The following is a 15,335-nucleotide window of genomic DNA, read 5'->3' as shown; positions in this document are numbered from 1 at the left end:
GCGAATTTAATGATATAAAGGGCGAAAGAAGTCCAGAGATTGTCACACTGGGATGCTCCGTTTCACCGCCCCCCTCGCCACTGTCGCGGGTTTCGCGCTGCTCTCAACCGCTCCCTTGCGCGCTGCGGAGCTCGTCATGTTCGAGCGCGCCGGCTGCGTCTGGTGCGCGCGTTTTGACGCCGAGGTCGCGCCGATCTACAGCAAGACCGAGGAGAGCCGGACCGCGCCGTTGCGCCGCGTCGACCGGGACCATCCTTTGCCGGCGGACCTCGCCCGGATCGATCCCGGCGCCTTCACGCCGACCTTCGTTGTGGTAGATAAAGGACGCGAGATTGGGCGTATTCGTGGCTATCCGGGGGATGCCTTCTTCTTCGGCCTGTTGGGGCGGATCCTGACCAGCTTAGGATCAACGTCCAGCCGGTCCTGACCAGCCGTTCTTGAGGATTGTGAAGCAATGCCACTGCCAAAGCTCAAAGATATCGAGGGTTCCGCCGAGCTCGAGAACATGATCGAGAAGGCGCGCGAGGCCAGCGACATGTTGAAGGCGCTCTCGCACGAATCGCGGTTGCTGCTGCTTTGCATCCTGGCCGAGGGAGAGAAGTCGGTAACTGAGCTCGAACAGTTCCTGGGCGAACGTCAATCGACCGTGTCCCAGCAGTTGGCCCGCCTTCGCCTCGACCGATTGGTGACGACCCGACGCGACGGCAAGGCAATCTACTACAGTCTCGCCAATGAGGACGTACGCAAGATCCTCACCGCCATCTACGACGTATTTTGCGAGCCAGTGCGCCGGCGCCGCCGCTAGATCTGCGGCGCTGGATATTTGCACCTTTCTGGCGCAGACTTCCCGAAACGGGAAAATAGAGAGACGTCCGGGAGGAAATGCTGACCCCTTCGATCGTCGCGTTCGCCTGCGGGCTTGCTGCCGGCGCCGTACTCGGCGTCGCGGGCCGGGCGGGACGATTCTGCACGCTCGCGATGCTGGAAGACGCGTTCTTCGGAGCGGATTTTCGCCGGTTGAAGTCCTTCGCGCTCGCAGCAGCCGTTGCCCTGCTGGTAACCCAGACGCTGGTCGCGTTCGGCATCGTCGATCTGTCGCGCTCGATCTACCTGACGCCGTCCATCGGACTCGGCGGCGCGATCATCGGTGGCCTGATGTTTGGCGTCGGCATGGCGCTGGTCGGCACCTGCGGTTTCGGAACGCTGGTGCGGATCGGCGGCGGCGACCTGCGCGCAATCGTCGTTTTCCTCGTGCTCGGTCTCTCGGCGCTCGCCGCGATGCGTGGCCTTACTGGGATACTGCGCTTGACGCTGATCGAGCCGCTGACTTTGCGTCTTTCCGATGGTACCAACCAGAGTTTGATGTCCCTGTTCGGTGTGGGTCCCGGTGCCGCCGCACGCCCCGTCCTGGTCGCAATCATCGTCGGTGCACTCGGATTTTGGGCCCTGGCGGATGGCAAGCTCATCCACTCGCCGCGACTGCTGGTGTCCGGCCTCGCCGTCGGCGGCGCGATCGCGTTCGGCTGGTTCGCGACAGGCTGGCTCGCGGACGACGATTTCGATCCGGCCCGGGTCAGCTCGCTGACCTTCGTCGCTCCGCTCGGCGACGCCATCCTCTACATCGCGACCTTCTCCGGCGCGCGTCTGAACTTCGGCATCGGCTCGGTCGCCGGCGTCGTCGTCGGCTCGCTTGCCGCGGCGACGCTGGCGCGCAGCTTTCGCTGGGAAGCCTGCGACGACGCGCGCGAATTGAAGCGGCACATGGCCGGCGCGCTGCTGATGGGCACCGGCGGAATAATGTCGATGGGGTGCACCATCGGACAAGGCTTGAGTGCATTCTCAACGCTTGCTGTGTCTGCCCCGTTGACAATGCTGGCGATTGGCTGCGGCGCGCGGCTCGGCCTCGAATTTACGATGACCGGGGAGTGGTGGCCGACGATCCGAAGGCTCTTCGGAGCATGGACCTGACGCAGCCCTCGCCCAACTGCAAGCCTGCCGGATTAGTGCCCAAACGAGAGCGAATCCGCCGTAGGGCCGCGTGCCGGGCGGGAGCGGCCTTCTCGCTTGTACAAAGCGCATCATCCGGGTCACCACCATCCGCCGGCGCTGACGAAACACCGACTGCTTATCTTCGTACAAGATCGCAAGTCTGGTGACGGACCCGGTGCGGAGACGGACCTTCGCCGAACCGAGGCACTTACCTTCCAGTGCTACCGCGCCAGAGTGCCCCAGATGACGCCCAGTACGATCCGACGCACAAAGCCTGGCAGTTGGTAAATGCTCATCGATTCGGAGCATCGATCACGCCAAATTCCGAGACAGGCATGATCCAATAGACGATCCTAGATCCAGCGAACACCTGCCTTGAGGCGTTCGAGCAACTCCGTCGCGCCCTGCACCTGGAGAATTGTCTGCACGATCAGTTCGTCGGCGTGGCCCTTGACCCTCTCGGCCGATGTCTGCAATCGGACTTCGGGACCGTGTCCCGCAGCGTCAGATGCCGTAAAGCCGGAAACGAGATCGCGCTGTTCGCTGAGATAGTCAAACAGCTCGTCGCGGAGAGATCGGCCGGCGATCAGCGTCAAGGCGGTCGAGGAGAGCAACCCGCCAATCACCACAATCGCGAGCGGACGCTGGATCTCTGATCCTGGACCGGTCGCAAACAAGAGGGGAATCAGGCCCAAGGCGGTGATGCTCGCCGTCATCAGCACCGATCTGAGCCTGCGCTGGGCGCCGTCAACGACAATGCGTCCCTCCGGCACGCCATGGGCGCGGAGCTGGAAGGTCGGCACCATTTTTCTGGCGGCGAGATCGAGTTATCTTGCTGTCCGCGAGCCAGGTTCGGTCACCTCCAATGCGGCGCAAATCGGATCCGAAATTGGCTCCATCTAGAGGCTACGATAATTCACAATCGTGGAGAGGTCAGGCAAAAGGTCGAGCCCCGGTCCCTCGCCCAAGCTGATCATTCCGCCTTTTACGCTGGCGACAGGACCACAAAATAGATCGCGTAGCGGGTTGTCGTTGGCATCAACCTCCAGCCACCCGTCTCCTCCTATGCCGGCCAGCAGATGCGCCGAGGCCAGTAGTCCGATGCCGCCGCCGAGATAATGCGGGCAGAACGACTTGCCGGCCTCGAGAATGTCACGCGCCAATCCGGCGCAGGCGCTGAGCCCGCCCCATTTCGCGATATCGGGCTGAACCACGCCGAGCACGTCCTCCGCGAGGACTTGCTTAAATCCTTCGATGCTCGCGATGTTCTCGCCGGCGGCAATCGGCATTTCCGCGCTCTCCCGCAGCTTGCGCCATTCCTCACGCGGCCGGTCGGCGCGGATCGGCTCTTCCAGCCAGCGCAGATCGAACTCGGCGAGCCGCGGCAGCATCGTCAGCGCCTGCGTCACGGACCAGCCCTGATTGGCATCCACAGCCAGCATGCCCGCGCCGACGATCCCGCGCAGCGCGGCCAGATTGGCGAGATCGGTCTCGGCACCGAAGCCGACCTTCAGTTTCAGCGCGCGATGGCCGCGCCTGAGCGCGGCTTCCGCTGTCTGCGCCGCGCCGCCGGGGTTGATGCCGCTCGCGTAGACCTTGATCCTGCTCGACTGTCCGCCAAGCAGCCGCCACAGCGGCAGGCGCTGGCGGCGCGCCGAGAGATCCCACAGCGCGAGATCGATGCCCGAAATTGCCTGTGCGAACGGACCGGGCTCGCCGCATTGAAGCGCCAGCACTTCGGTGCCTTTGGTCAGGGCTTCGAAGGCCTGGGCGGGACCGTCGAACCTGCGCCCGACGAGGCCCGGTGCGAGCACCTCGTTGACGAGCCGGGTGCGATGCTCCGCACCCGGTGCTGGAAAGTTGGACCAGGCTTCACCCCATCCCTCGACGCCGTCTTCGTCGACAATGCGAACGAAGACGGCGGGACGGTCGAACATCTTGCCGAACGACGTCACTACCGGGGTCGCCAGGGGATAGCGATAGCAGAACGCCTCGATCGAGCGGATGGTGAAGCTGTCAGTCGTCATGCTGCAGATCCTGCCAGGCCACGCGGAGCCGCGACCATCTCAGTAGGCGCGCGCGAAGTCACCTTCCTGCTTGATATCAGTGAATACCGGAAAGCGCGCCTTCCACGGCGTGCCCTTGGCCGTGGTCAGCTGGTTGAGCCGGTCGAGTACGCCGAGACCATCCTTGCGCAGGCTTGCCGAAACCGCAGCCCGGTCCGGGAAGTTTTTCAGGACGGCGTCGAGCCAGATGGTGCGGCCGGCGAGGAAGCCGCCGGCGCCCGCGGCATAGGCGAAATCGAGAACGCGCTCGAACTTTTCCGGCGCCGCGCCGCCCGACAGCAGAACCCAGGGGATGTTCCGTTCGCGGCAGATATCTCCGATCGCATCGAACTCCTTCTGTGCGGCTTTCGCTGCAGCGCTGTCATCGCGAGCCGGCAGGCCGTTGGCCGCAAGCGGGCTCTCCAGCTTGAGCAGATCGACACCGTATTCGGGCTTCGCAAATTCGCGAACACTGTCGATGACGAGACCGGGAAGTTTTCCGGGCGATTCCACGTAGTCGGCGGTGTGATTGGCACTGCCGAGGAACGGATAGACCAGGAGCTCCAGGACGTAAGGGATGTCATGGCGGGCGCAATCCTCGCCGATCTCGCGGACGAACCGCTTCTGATGCTCGTTCACCGCGGCATCGGCATCCGGCCGGTACCAGGCCAGCACCTTCACGGCGTCGCCGCCCATGGCGCGGATCTTCTCCACGCTCCAATTGGTGATCGCCCTCGACTTGCGTCCGCCCGAGGTTTCCTCGACGCGGTGCTCCTCGAGAGTCATGATGAGACCGCAGCGCGGCGGCAGCAGGTCGATCGCGGCGGGCACCGCGAAATTCGGATCGAACAGCATCGAGCTGCAATGCGGCGCGAGGTTCTCCACGAGCAGGCGCTTCGCTGCCGTGACGTCGGAATATTCGACCTGATCCCGCGTGATGCCCTTCGCCTTCGCTATGGCGTCGAACAGTGGCGGCCGCTGATCCAGCGCGACCATGCGAAAGTGGCCGTCCGCGTCAGCAAGCCGTGCCAGGCCGCGGTTCTTTCCAATCGTTCTCATGGCTTCGTCCTCATGAATGCAAGACACTCGTTGATGGTGGGGATTCCGTTACGGCCTCCGGCGTGGCGGCATTTCATCGCAGCCGTCGCCGCCGAAAACGCCATGGCGTCGCGCACGTTCAGGCCGACGCCGATCGCGAGCGCATAAGCGCCGTGGAAGACATCGCCCGCGCCTGTCGTGTCGACGACGTCGACGGCATAGGCTGCCTGCCGGTGCAGCTGGCCGTTCTCGTGCCAGCTCACACCACCTTGGCCGCGCGTGACGGCGATGACGCGGCAGCCGAAGCGCGCGAGCGCGGCCAAGAATTCGTCCTTGGCCGAACCGGCAAAGGATGCGAGCGCAGGCTCGGAGAAGATGGCATGGTCCGTTAGCGGCAGCAGCCGCTCGAAAACCTCGGGATCGGCCATGTCGCCGTCAAGCACCGTCGGAATGCCGCGCGCACGCGCTTCCTGTAACAGCGTCGCGGCGCCCTCCACCCAGCGCGGATCGGCCAGCACGGAGGATGCGCGGGCGACGGCTTCGAGCGGAAGCCAGTCCGCGGCCTCGGGATAAAGGCCGCGGAAATTGACGATCTGCCGCTCGCCGGAGTTGTCGACGATGATTCCGGAGACCGAGGAGCGGCCATCGGGAAACAGACGAAAATGCTCGACATCGACGCCTTCGGCGACGAAGGCCGATCGCATCTCTTGGCCGGCGGCATCATTCCCTGCCCGTCCCCAGAATGCGACAGATGCGCCGAGCTTTGCGACTGCGACCGCGGCATTGGCGGCCATGCCGCCGCCAAGCGTGCCGTAGCCAACGGCCCTGATCTTCTCGCTTTGGCCCGCTAACAGACGATCGACACGCCAGACCTGATCGAGCGCGGACAACCCGAGGCAAATCACATGGACGTGCCTGGCCCTGGACGCCACGTCCGCCAGCGCCGACAGATCTGCGATGTCGGCCACCGCGCTCACCGCAAGACCTCTCCCTTGGCGGCATCGAACAAATGCGTCTTGCCCGGTTGCGGACGCAGCGTGATGCGGTCGCCGACCTTCGGCCGCAGCGACGGATCGACCCGCGCGATGGCGGAGACGCCAGCGAGATCGAAATGGATCAGCGTATCCGAGCCGAGCGGCTCAACCAGCTTGACGGTGATGGCCATTCCATCGGCAGCCTGCGTGGCCGCGACAAAATGTTCAGGGCGAATGCCGAGCACGGCGTTGCCGGCCTGACGCAGACGGCTCGCGGTCTCGCCATCCAGCGGCACCGTCGTTCCACCTTGCGAGAGGATCGCGCGCTCCTCGCGCCATTCGACCGGAAAGAAATTCATCGCGGGCGAGCCGATGAAGCCGGCGACGAACTGGTTGGTCGGCCGCTCGTAGACCGTCTCCGGCGTGTCGTATTGCTGGATCGTGCCGCTCTGGAGCACCACGATCCGGTCGGCCATGGTCATGGCCTCGATCTGGTCGTGGGTGACAAAGACCATGGTGGTCTTCAGCTGCTGCGACAGCGCCTTGATCTCGGCCCGCACCTGCCCGCGCAGTTTTGCGTCGAGATTGGAGAGCGGCTCGTCGAACAGGAACGCCTTGGGATTGCGCACGATGGCGCGGCCCATGGCGACGCGCTGGCGCTGCCCGCCGGACAACTCCTTCGGCTTGCGGTCGAGATAGGGCTCGATGTGCAACAGCGCGGCGGCGCGTTTCACCCGCGCATCGATCTCCGCCTTCGGCGTTCCCCGCAGCTCCAGCGCGAACGACATGTTGTCGTAGACCCGCATGTGCGGATAGAGCGCATAGTCCTGGAACACCATCGCGATGTCGCGTTGAGCGGCCTGCACGCCGTTGACGCGCTTGTCGCCGATATAGATCTCGCCGGACGTGATCGGCTCGAGGCCCGCGATGATCCGCAGCAAGGTCGACTTGCCGCAGCCGGACGGGCCGACGAACACGACGAATTCGTGGTCCGCAATCTCCAGATTGAGATCGGGAATCACGGTGAAATTGCCGTAGCGTTTGACGAGGTTGCGGATCGAGATCGAGGCCATGATTGCTCAACCCAGCGCCAGGACGGGCTTGAGCAGCTCGCCCTTGGCGAAGCGCGCAAAGTTTTCGGGCAGAGCCGACAGGCCGAACTCGCCGTCGACGAGGACGCGGTATTCGTCCTTGTACTTGCGCAGCAGTTCGACATTCGGTTCGAAATCCGAGACCGGGAAGTAGAAGGTCCGGATCATGAAGAAGTCCTTGCGGCGGAACACTTTGCCTTCCTCGATGGTCCAGGGCGCGGCGTTCTCACCGACCAGCACCAGCGCGCCGCGGGGCAGGACCAGCTCGATGCCGAGGTTGCGCGCCGCATGTGCGCCGGAGCATTCCATGATGAGGACGAAGCGCTTCGAGGTATCGCCGACCGGATGCGCCTTCGCACCGAAGCATTGCGCGATCTTCAGGCGCGCTGCATTCGGATCGGCGACGTAGATGTCGTGATAGCCGAGCGCGCGGAGCACAAGCACGACCCCGAGGCCGACTGGCCCTGCGCCCATCACGAGGACCGGACCGGCCTCGCTTGGCGGCACCACGCGACTGACGAAGCGTACGGCGTGGCCGGAAGTGCCGATGGTGTCGAGCAACAACGGCGCGAGACTGTCCTCGATGTCGTCGGGGACCGGCAGCAGGCAGTTCTCCGGCACCGGCACGTATTCGGCATAGCCGCCCGGCCTGTTCCAGCCGATCAGGCTGGAGACCTCCAGGCACATCTGGGTGTCGCCACGCTTGCAGGCGGCGCAGTGATCGCAATGCAAAGGGATGTAGACGGCGCAACGGCGGCCGTGCAGGCGATGGCCGGGCTGCGCGACGACGCCGAAGATTTCGTGGCCCGCGGTGAACTCGGCGCCCTTGTGCCAGAGCTTGAAGTCCGAGCCGCACAGCGCGGTGCGCGAGACACGCACCAGCACCTCGCCCGGCGCGACGTCGGGCATCGCCACGCGCTCGATGGTGATGCGGTCGCCGCCGTGGAAGACCGCAGCCTGCATGATCGAATTCGGACGGGGTGATACGTTCATAGATTACCTAGCCTTTCACCGCACCGAGTGTCAGTCCCGACACCAGCCAGCGCTGAACCAGGGCGGCCAGCACCAGCGGCGGCAATGCGATCAGCGTCGCCGCGGCCATGAGGGCGCCCCATTGCGTCGAGCCTTCGCCGATGAAGTTGAAGGCCGCCGCGATCAGCGTCTTGGTGTCGCCATTGGAGAGCACCAGCGCAAACAGGAAGTAGTTCCACGAGAAGACAAAGGCGAGAATCGCCGACACTGCGACGCCGGACGCCACCAGCGGCAGCGCAATGCGCCAGAGGATGCGTGTGACGCTGCAGCCATCCACCTGCGCCGCCTCGAAGACGCTGCGCGGGATGCCGTCGAACGACGGCAGCAGCACCCAGATCACGATGGGTAGGGTGATCACCGCATGGCTGAGGATCAGCGCGGTATAGGAGCCGATCATGCCGACCTGCCGAAACATGACGTACCACGGCAGCAGGAACAACGTGCCGGGTGCCATGCGCGCAGCCAGCGTCAGGATCGCCGGCCACGAGATCCGCGTCCAGGAAACGGCGAAGGCAGCTGGGATGCCAAAGAGCAGCCCGAGCGCGGTCGATCCGACGGTGACAATCAGGCTGTTGAGCGCATAACTCAGGAACGGCGTGGTCCTGGTCAGTTCGACATAGTTCTCCAGCGTCGGCGAGAAGATCAGCGTCGGCGGATAGGCGGTGACCTCGAACGAGGGCTTGAACGAGGACAGCACCATCCAGACCGTCGGCGCCATGATGAGTACGCCGGCGAGGACCAACTGCACGGTGTTGAGCCAGCGGATCCAGCGGTCGGTGTTGGCTGCGTCGGTCATGAGGTCACCACGCCACCGCGCCGCGCAGGCGGTTGAAGGCGAGCACGGCGCCGAACACGATTGCGGTCAACGTCAGCATGAGAGCACTGGCGTAGCCGATGTTGAAGAACTCGAAGCCAACGCGAAAGCCGTAGATGTTGAGCGTGTTCGAGGCGTTGCCGGGGCCGCCCTGGGTGGTGATGTAGATGATGTCGAAGAAACGCAGGAGATCGACGCTGCGCAGGATGGCCGCGGTGACGATGGTCGGCAGCAGCAGCGGCAGCGTGATGCGCTGGAAGGTCTTGAAGGGAGATGCGCCGTCGATCTGCGCGGCCTCGTAGACACTCGGCGGCAGCGATTGCAGGCCGCCCAGTACGATCAGGGCGACATACGGCGTCCACTGCCAGCTGTCGATCAGCGCCACCGTCGGAATGACCCATGTCGGCGAAGCCAGCCAGTCCGACGGCGGCAGGCCGAACGACTGGAGGATATAGTTGGCTGCCCCCAGCGAGGGATCGAGGATCACGAGCCACATCATGCCGGCCACCACCGGCGGCATCATGAAGGGCGAGATGAACAGCGAACGCACGATGCCCGGCATGCGCTTGGCGTGAAACAGCACCAGCGCGAGCCAGACGCCGAAGACGAGCTGGAGCACCAGCGACAGCACGAACAGCGCGATCGTGATCCACAGCCCGTGCCAGAACTCGTAGTCGGACACCAGCTTCGAGTAATTGGCGAGACCCGCAAAGGACTGCTTACCGGTCGAGGAGAACGTCTGGAAACCGAGCCAGATCGTATAGACGACCGGAAACGCGATCATCGCGATCGTGAAGATCACGGCCGGCGCCGAAAGCGCCGACATCTCGAGCTTCTGCCGGTCCTGCGTGAGTGTCGCAGCCGTATCAGACATGCGTCCGTTTCCCCGATCCAGTGAGGCGCCGGCTAGCGCGAAGCCAGCCGGCGTCAAGCGGTCACTTCTGCGCGATCAGCGCATCGAGCGCCCTGTCGGCGTCCGCACAGGCTTGGTCGACCGGCTTCTGCTTCAGGATCAGATCCTGCACGGCCTGGCCGATGAACTCGCGCGATTCCGGGTTGGCGACGATGGGATAGCCGACCTCGGAGGAGCCTTTGGTGGCGAGCACATCGAGCGAGGCCTGCCATTCCTTGCGCACCGGCTCCTCGTCGATCCACTTGCGATATTCGGGGTCCTTGGCGACCGACGGGCGCGGCGGGGCAATGCCCTGAAGCGCCATTTTCTTCTGCACATCGGGGCTGGTCGCCCATTGCACGAAGTACCAGGCCGCATCCGGCTGCTTGCTGCGCGAGGACACCGCCATGCCCCAGCCGATCGTGGTCGGCACCTGCCCTGCTTCGCCCGCCGGGAACGGCAACAGGCCGGTGTCCTTGAGGCGCGCCCCGCCGTCCATCACGGTGCGCAGCTCGTTCGACGATTCGAATGCCATCGCGGCACGGCCGCTACGGTAGAGCGCCGAAATCTGCTGGAAGCTGTAGTTGACGACACCGGGCGGTCCGAAATCGCGCAGCAGCCGGCTGTAGGTGTCGAGCGCCTCCTTGCCCTTGGCCGAGCAGAGATTCGACTTGCCATTGGCAATGTAGCTGCCGCCGATATTGTGCAGCATGTTGCTGAAGGTGTAGGCGATCGCGGGCTTCAGGCCGCGCGAGACGAACGGCGTCACGGAGCTGTCGCAGGTCTTGATCTTCTCGGCGGCGACTTCGACGTCCTTGATCGTCTTCGGAGCCTCGAGGCCGCACTTCTTGAAGATGTCGGTGCGGTAATAGAAGATAGGCCCCTCGATGTTCATCGGCATGCTGGTCAGCTTGCCGCCGAAGGTCGCGGCCTTCAGCAGGGCCTGGCTCAGCCCGTTCGGGTCGTAGTCCTTGGCGACCTCGCTCTTGGCCATCGCCGTGAGATCGGCGTACCAGCCGGCAGCGGCGAACTGTTCGCCTTCGCGCGAGGGCAGCGTCATGAACACGTCGACCTCATCGCTGTTCGCATTCATGACGGTGACCAGACGCTGACGCATCTGCTGCTCCTGATAGCCGTCGACCTTCAGGGTCATGCCGGTCAGCTTCTCGAAATCTGCCTTGTAGGTCAGCAGCGCCTGCGAGACAGGATTGTTGTTGGCGAGAAAGGTGACGGTCTTGCCCTTGAACTTCATCCAGTCGAAATCAGCCGCGTGCGCCTGCGCGCTCACGGCAGCAATCGCGAGAACGGGCAACGCGACGTGAGTCGCGAGCATTCTGGCCTTCATCGAACTCTCCTCCCGGCTGGCCGCCTTAAACTGGCGGACCATTTTGAACTTTGAACATTCTTTGAAAACGGTTACATCCTAAGCCTCGCATCCGCCATGTCAAGCGATGGACAAGCGGCACAATCTGCAGCAAATTTGCGACATCCCCGCTATTGAGCGCTACCTGATCCGGATGTAACGTTACATCTATGAGACTGAACGACGCCAAGTCTGTGAAACAGGGAATCCGCGCCGTGGCGGCCCGGGCCGGCGTCTCGACGGCATCGGTCTCACGCGCCCTCAACAATCCCGATGCGGTGAGCCCCTCCTTGCGCGCGCGCATCGAACAGGCCATCGAGGCGCTCGGCTACATCCCGCATGCGCCCGCACGCATCCTGTCGTCGCGGCGCTCGCGCACTCTCGGCGCGATCGTGCCGACGATTGACAACACGATGTTCGCGCGCGGCATTGCCTCGCTCCAGCAATATCTGTCTTCGGTCGGATACATGCTGTTCCTCACCACGAGCGGATACGATCTCGACGTCGAATTGCAGCAGGCCCGCAATTTGATCAGCCGCGGCGTCGACGGCCTCGTGCTGCGCGGCGACTGCCATCACGACGGATTGCGCAAGCTGCTCGCGGACAACGCGGTACCCTTCATCAATGTCGGCATCTACCAGCCTGACCGGCCCTACCCTTGCGTCGGAACCGACAACGAGGCCGCCGCCCATCGCGCCGCCGCCCATGTCATAGAGCTCGGCCACCGCCGCATCGGGATCGTCTCGGCGCTCCAGCGCAACAACGACCGCGCCAGCGCCCGCGTCGCCGGATTTTGCCGCGCACTGGCCGAAAACGGTATCGAACTTCCTCCCCAATGGCACGTCGAGGTCCCCTATACGCTCGACGACGCGCGCGAAGCCGCCCGCTATCTCCTCAACCTCACGGACCGTCCGACGGCTGTGGTGTGCGGCAACGACGTCATCGCCTATGGCGTACTGCTCGAGGCCGAGCGCAGCGGCTTTTCAGTGCCGCACGACTTGTCGGTCATCGGCTTCGACGACCTCGACTGGAGCCGCCATTTGCGGCCGAGCCTGACCACGATCCACGTTCCGACCGGAGAAACCTGGCAGCGCGCCGGCGAATATCTGGTGCGCAGCCTCGCCGGCGAGCAGACCATCATGCATCGCGAGATCGATTTCTCGCTGGTGGTCCGCGAATCCACGGCTCCGCCTCCGAAATCCCTGAAATGAGACCCTCGCGATGAGCTCGAATTTTTCTCTGGCGTCCGGTTTTCACGCCGTCGTCATCGGCGGCGCCGGCGACATTGGCGCGGCGATCAGCAACCAGTTCTGCGATCTCGGCGCGACGGTGACCGCAACCGGTGCCAACGAGGCCGATCTCGCGCGCACCCTGCTCAAGCCGCGTGCGTGCCTCACGCTCGCGACGCTGGATGTGACGAACGACGACGCTGTGACGTCATTCGCGCGAGCGCAAAAGCGCGTTGACGCGCTGGTCAACTGCGCCGGCATTCTCGCGCGCGACAAGGAATTCGAGATCGAGACCTTCATGAGGGTGCTCGACGTCAATCTCACCGGCACGTTCCGGACCTGCATGGCGTTCCGCCCGCTGCTCGCGGAGCAGAAAGGTTCGATCGTCAACATCGCCTCGATGAATGCGACGCTGGCGCTGCCGCGAATCCCGGCCTATTGCGCCAGCAAGGGCGGCGTTGTGATGCTGACCAAGGCGCTTGCCTTGAAGTGGGCCGAGGACGGCATCCGCGTCAATGCCGTTGCGCCCGGCTATATCGAAACCGCGATCAACGCCGCAGGCCGGACCGACCGCGCGCATTATCAGCGCATCGCCGACCGTACCGCCTTCAAGCGGTGGGGCCAGCCGGAAGATATCGCCGGCGCCGTTGCATTTCTTTGCATGCCGGCATCGCAATACGCGACCGGAACGGTTGTTGCCGTGGATGGGGGCTTCCTCGCGGGGTGATTGACTCGGAGCGTTCGGCCGATTGCTGCTCCGCACTCACCCAACTCTGCCAACGGGCCCTAATTCGCCGAATGTGATTTTTCTTGATCTACCGGTGCACGCGTCGTGCACACGCCACTCTCTAACCATCTCCACAGCAGCTGCTTGAGACGTCTCGCTTTCAGGAAAGCTTGGCGCAGGTCAAGTCGAGAGAAGCAGAGCTAAAGCATGATTACCAGTACATCGGCTAGTCAACGGAGATGGTCATGTCCGAGCAAAGCAGCATGCATTTTTACCTCACTTGGGCAAAGGAGCGGATCGACGAAATGGACGCCGCACTGGCTTCGTTCGAAGTGAAAGCGACGGAGGCTAAAGCCGAGTCCAGGGTCAAGGCCGACGAGATCGTCGCGGATCTGAAGAAACGGCGCGATGAATTTCAGGCGGTGCTCAAGACGCAAGCGGAAGCCGGCGAAGCCGCCTGGGCGCGCGAAGACGGATCTGGAAAAGCACTGGGCCGGGTTCGAAGCGCAGATGAGGACCTACTTCGAAAGCGCCGGCAAGCAGATCGAGCAGCAGCAGGCCACGTTCAAGGACATAGCAGCAGCGCAAGCGAGAGCCTGGCGTGAGGCGGCGGATCAGTTTCGGAAGGCGGCGGGCAAAGTGACCGAGGCCGCGACCATCGATGTCGACGCCGCGCTCAAGCAGCTCAAATCCGACGCGTCTGAAGCAGACGCACGTTTGCAAAAGCTAAAACACGCAGGCAACGATTCCTGGGCGGTGCTCAGTGCCGCGTTGGCGGAGTCCCGCAAGACGTTCGATCGAGCAAATCGGGCTGCGCGGGACACTCTGAGGGGCACTGGCCCAAAGAGCTGAACCGCTTTCATCCAACCTACGCTCGAACGATCCGGTTCTGGTTCTGCGGCAAGCGGTACCCTGCGCCGGTGGACAAACCAGATTGTCCGTTTTGCTCGCCCTAGTACCCTATTCTACGACGAGCACGTGATCGACCTGTACCATCGGATCTGCGCGCTGTATCGAATGGGTGAAGACGCGGAAACAAACGAAAACGTCGCACAACAATGTCATCGTGCGAAGACCGACCAAAAAACGTCGCATGAGACCGCTTTTGTTCTCGGCGACTATTTCCGGTAACTTATCGAAAGCGAAGTACTTTTATGTGGTGGGCGCACCAGGGCCCGAACCTGGGACCAGCTGATTAAGAGACAGCCACCGGTCAAGTACAATCAATGGCTTGGCGATCGCACCTCCGGCCTTATATGGCCGCTACCAGGCATTCGTCGCACGATCGTAGTCCCTTATTACGACGCGCTTGGACAGCCTGGAAGATCGCGGCGCAGTGAGGATTGCTGCCCGAGCGATGGCGGCCCATCTCGAAGTCACCCTCGCCCGCGCCACGATCGGGCCACATCAAGTCGCCTGAAACGTCCTCGCAATGGGTTCCCGCCGGGATCCATCGTCGGGTCATGCGTCACAGTCCTTGTAGACAAGCCCAAAGCTTGCGCTTCCCTGCCCGCCGGAATTTGTCCACGTTCGCGGTGATGCACTGGCGTTGTCAGAAAATGCGGCGCATTGCCGGATCAAAGATCGGCGTGGAGTTCAACATGCAAAATCCGTGCGAACCATCGCATCTCGCAGCGCATTCGCGCTCCGCTCTCGCTTTCGGCTGCTCGGACTTATCTTCCGATGCGCCAGCCGATAACTTGCCTTGCGCCGTGCGGCACGAGGTAGATGACGGCGAACAGGAGCACGCCGAACACGGCGCCGGAGAGGCCCTTGGAGATGCCTTCGGCGATGTTCGGCACGAAGATGATGAAGGCCGCACCGACGATCGAGCCGGGCAGCCAGCCGACGCCGCCGACCACCATGCCGAGGAACAGCGAGATCGCCAGCGTGATGGTGTAGCTGTCGGGCGCGACGAACTGCACCGCGATGGCGCCGAGCGAGCCGGCGATGCCGGTGATGGCGGCGGAGACGCCGAAGGCCAGCGTCTTGTACAGCGCGACGTCGACGCCCATGGCGGAGGCCGCGATCTCGTTGTCGCGGATCGCCATGAAGGCGCGGCCGGAACGGGAGCGCAGCAGGTTCACCGAGAAGATGTAGATCGCGAGCACGACGGCGAGCGAGAAGTAGTACAGCCACAT

The 15,335-nt window shown here is 63.6% G+C and carries 16 protein-coding genes and 2 pseudogenes; 7 read left to right on the top strand and 11 right to left on the bottom strand.

Features of this window, described 5'->3' with window-relative positions:
• Positions 1–52: 52 nt before the first annotated feature.
• The 3 genes from AC1RUR_RS24490 (at position 53) to AC1RUR_RS24480 (ending at position 1,968) form a co-directional block, all read left to right on the top strand.
• The gene (locus AC1RUR_RS24490; RefSeq protein WP_492848701.1) at positions 53–427 is read left to right on the top strand and encodes a thioredoxin domain-containing protein; all 375 of its coding nucleotides are present in this window, start codon (positions 53–55) and stop codon (positions 425–427) included.
• A 27-nt stretch (positions 428–454) separates the two neighbouring features.
• The gene (locus AC1RUR_RS24485; RefSeq protein ID WP_492848700.1) at positions 455–805 is read left to right on the top strand and encodes an ArsR/SmtB family transcription factor; all 351 of its coding nucleotides are present in this window, start codon (positions 455–457) and stop codon (positions 803–805) included.
• Positions 806–882: 77 nt separating this feature from the next.
• Entirely contained in the window at positions 883–1,968 is a 1,086-nt protein-coding gene (locus tag AC1RUR_RS24480; protein ID WP_492848697.1) for a YeeE/YedE family protein, read from the top strand.
• A 313-nt stretch (positions 1,969–2,281) separates the two neighbouring features.
• Here the strand turns inward: AC1RUR_RS24480 and AC1RUR_RS24475 are convergent.
• The 10 genes and pseudogenes from AC1RUR_RS24475 to AC1RUR_RS24430 form a co-directional block, all read right to left on the bottom strand.
• Positions 2,282–2,585 (bottom strand): annotated as a pseudogene (locus tag AC1RUR_RS24475) (DUF3240 family protein).
• Positions 2,574–2,780, bottom strand: a pseudogene (locus AC1RUR_RS24470) (efflux RND transporter permease subunit); the annotation flags it as partial. The pseudogenes AC1RUR_RS24475 and AC1RUR_RS24470, both read right to left, overlap by 12 nt.
• A gap of 108 nt (positions 2,781–2,888) precedes the next feature.
• Positions 2,889–4,016 carry a mandelate racemase/muconate lactonizing enzyme family protein gene (locus AC1RUR_RS24465; protein WP_492848695.1) on the bottom strand — a complete coding sequence of 376 codons (1,128 nt, stop codon included), beginning with the start codon at positions 4,014–4,016 and terminating at the stop codon, positions 2,889–2,891.
• A 39-nt stretch (positions 4,017–4,055) separates the two neighbouring features.
• Positions 4,056–5,093 (bottom strand): tagatose 1,6-diphosphate aldolase, encoded by a 1,038-nt coding sequence (locus AC1RUR_RS24460; RefSeq protein WP_492848693.1) that lies wholly within the window; start codon positions 5,091–5,093, stop codon positions 4,056–4,058.
• Entirely contained in the window at positions 5,090–6,040 is a 951-nt protein-coding gene (locus AC1RUR_RS24455) for a sugar kinase (RefSeq protein WP_492848692.1), read from the bottom strand. The genes AC1RUR_RS24460 and AC1RUR_RS24455 overlap by 4 nt, the downstream gene beginning before the upstream one ends.
• A gap of 5 nt (positions 6,041–6,045) precedes the next feature.
• Positions 6,046–7,119, bottom strand: a complete 1,074-nt coding sequence (locus AC1RUR_RS24450; RefSeq protein ID WP_492848690.1) for an ABC transporter ATP-binding protein — start codon at positions 7,117–7,119, stop codon at positions 6,046–6,048.
• A 6-nt stretch (positions 7,120–7,125) separates the two neighbouring features.
• Positions 7,126–8,130 carry a zinc-dependent alcohol dehydrogenase family protein gene (locus tag AC1RUR_RS24445; protein ID WP_492848688.1) on the bottom strand — a complete coding sequence of 335 codons (1,005 nt, stop codon included), beginning with the start codon at positions 8,128–8,130 and terminating at the stop codon, positions 7,126–7,128.
• Between the two features lie 7 nt (positions 8,131–8,137).
• A complete protein-coding gene (locus tag AC1RUR_RS24440) occupies positions 8,138–8,965 on the bottom strand; it encodes a carbohydrate ABC transporter permease (RefSeq protein WP_492848686.1) in 828 nt (275 codons plus the stop codon).
• 4 nt (positions 8,966–8,969) lie between these two features.
• Positions 8,970–9,857, bottom strand: coding sequence for a carbohydrate ABC transporter permease (locus tag AC1RUR_RS24435; protein WP_492848684.1), 888 nt, complete (start codon positions 9,855–9,857; stop codon positions 8,970–8,972).
• 61 nt (positions 9,858–9,918) lie between these two features.
• On the bottom strand, positions 9,919–11,220 hold the full coding sequence (locus AC1RUR_RS24430) for an ABC transporter substrate-binding protein (protein ID WP_492848682.1): 1,302 nt from the start codon (positions 11,218–11,220) through the stop codon (positions 9,919–9,921).
• 233 nt (positions 11,221–11,453) lie between these two features.
• Between AC1RUR_RS24430 and AC1RUR_RS24425 the strand changes: the two genes are divergently transcribed.
• From AC1RUR_RS24425 to AC1RUR_RS24410, 4 genes are all read left to right on the top strand, one after another.
• Positions 11,454–12,449, top strand: coding sequence for a LacI family DNA-binding transcriptional regulator (locus AC1RUR_RS24425; protein WP_492848680.1), 996 nt, complete (start codon positions 11,454–11,456; stop codon positions 12,447–12,449).
• Between the two features lie 10 nt (positions 12,450–12,459).
• Positions 12,460–13,194 carry an SDR family NAD(P)-dependent oxidoreductase gene (locus AC1RUR_RS24420; RefSeq protein WP_492848678.1) on the top strand — a complete coding sequence of 245 codons (735 nt, stop codon included), beginning with the start codon at positions 12,460–12,462 and terminating at the stop codon, positions 13,192–13,194.
• A gap of 245 nt (positions 13,195–13,439) precedes the next feature.
• Entirely contained in the window at positions 13,440–13,799 is a 360-nt protein-coding gene (locus AC1RUR_RS24415) for a sll1863 family stress response protein (protein ID WP_492848676.1), read from the top strand.
• Positions 13,705–14,046, top strand: a complete 342-nt coding sequence (locus AC1RUR_RS24410) for a hypothetical protein (RefSeq protein WP_492849052.1) — start codon at positions 13,705–13,707, stop codon at positions 14,044–14,046. The genes AC1RUR_RS24415 and AC1RUR_RS24410 overlap by 95 nt, the downstream gene beginning before the upstream one ends.
• 821 nt (positions 14,047–14,867) lie before the next feature.
• Here AC1RUR_RS24410 and AC1RUR_RS24405 read toward each other — a convergent pair.
• A partial coding sequence (locus tag AC1RUR_RS24405; protein WP_492848674.1) for a branched-chain amino acid ABC transporter permease occupies positions 14,868–15,335 on the bottom strand: 468 nt, incomplete at its 5' end.

Source organism: Bradyrhizobium sp. GW821-FHT12B03 (assembly GCF_058807535.1).
Note: the sequence above shows the minus strand (reverse complement) of the source record. Positions and strands in the feature narration are given on the sequence as shown.

Coding starts and splice junctions, on each gene's coding strand:
- AC1RUR_RS24435 (WP_492848684.1), bottom strand. CDS start 9,857: ATGTCTGATACGGCTGCGACACTCACGCAGGACCGGCAGAAGCTCGAG.
- AC1RUR_RS24490 (WP_492848701.1), top strand. CDS start 53: ATGCTCCGTTTCACCGCCCCCCTCGCCACTGTCGCGGGTTTCGCGCTG.
- AC1RUR_RS24480 (WP_492848697.1), top strand. CDS start 883: ATGCTGACCCCTTCGATCGTCGCGTTCGCCTGCGGGCTTGCTGCCGGC.
- AC1RUR_RS24485 (WP_492848700.1), top strand. CDS start 455: ATGCCACTGCCAAAGCTCAAAGATATCGAGGGTTCCGCCGAGCTCGAG.
- AC1RUR_RS24415 (WP_492848676.1), top strand. CDS start 13,440: ATGTCCGAGCAAAGCAGCATGCATTTTTACCTCACTTGGGCAAAGGAG.
- AC1RUR_RS24410 (WP_492849052.1), top strand. CDS start 13,705: ATGAGGACCTACTTCGAAAGCGCCGGCAAGCAGATCGAGCAGCAGCAG.
- AC1RUR_RS24450 (WP_492848690.1), bottom strand. CDS start 7,119: ATGGCCTCGATCTCGATCCGCAACCTCGTCAAACGCTACGGCAATTTC.
- AC1RUR_RS24465 (WP_492848695.1), bottom strand. CDS start 4,016: ATGACGACTGACAGCTTCACCATCCGCTCGATCGAGGCGTTCTGCTAT.
- AC1RUR_RS24430 (WP_492848682.1), bottom strand. CDS start 11,220: ATGAAGGCCAGAATGCTCGCGACTCACGTCGCGTTGCCCGTTCTCGCG.
- AC1RUR_RS24440 (WP_492848686.1), bottom strand. CDS start 8,965: ATGACCGACGCAGCCAACACCGACCGCTGGATCCGCTGGCTCAACACC.
- AC1RUR_RS24460 (WP_492848693.1), bottom strand. CDS start 5,093: ATGAGAACGATTGGAAAGAACCGCGGCCTGGCACGGCTTGCTGACGCG.
- AC1RUR_RS24420 (WP_492848678.1), top strand. CDS start 12,460: ATGAGCTCGAATTTTTCTCTGGCGTCCGGTTTTCACGCCGTCGTCATC.
- AC1RUR_RS24445 (WP_492848688.1), bottom strand. CDS start 8,130: ATGAACGTATCACCCCGTCCGAATTCGATCATGCAGGCTGCGGTCTTC.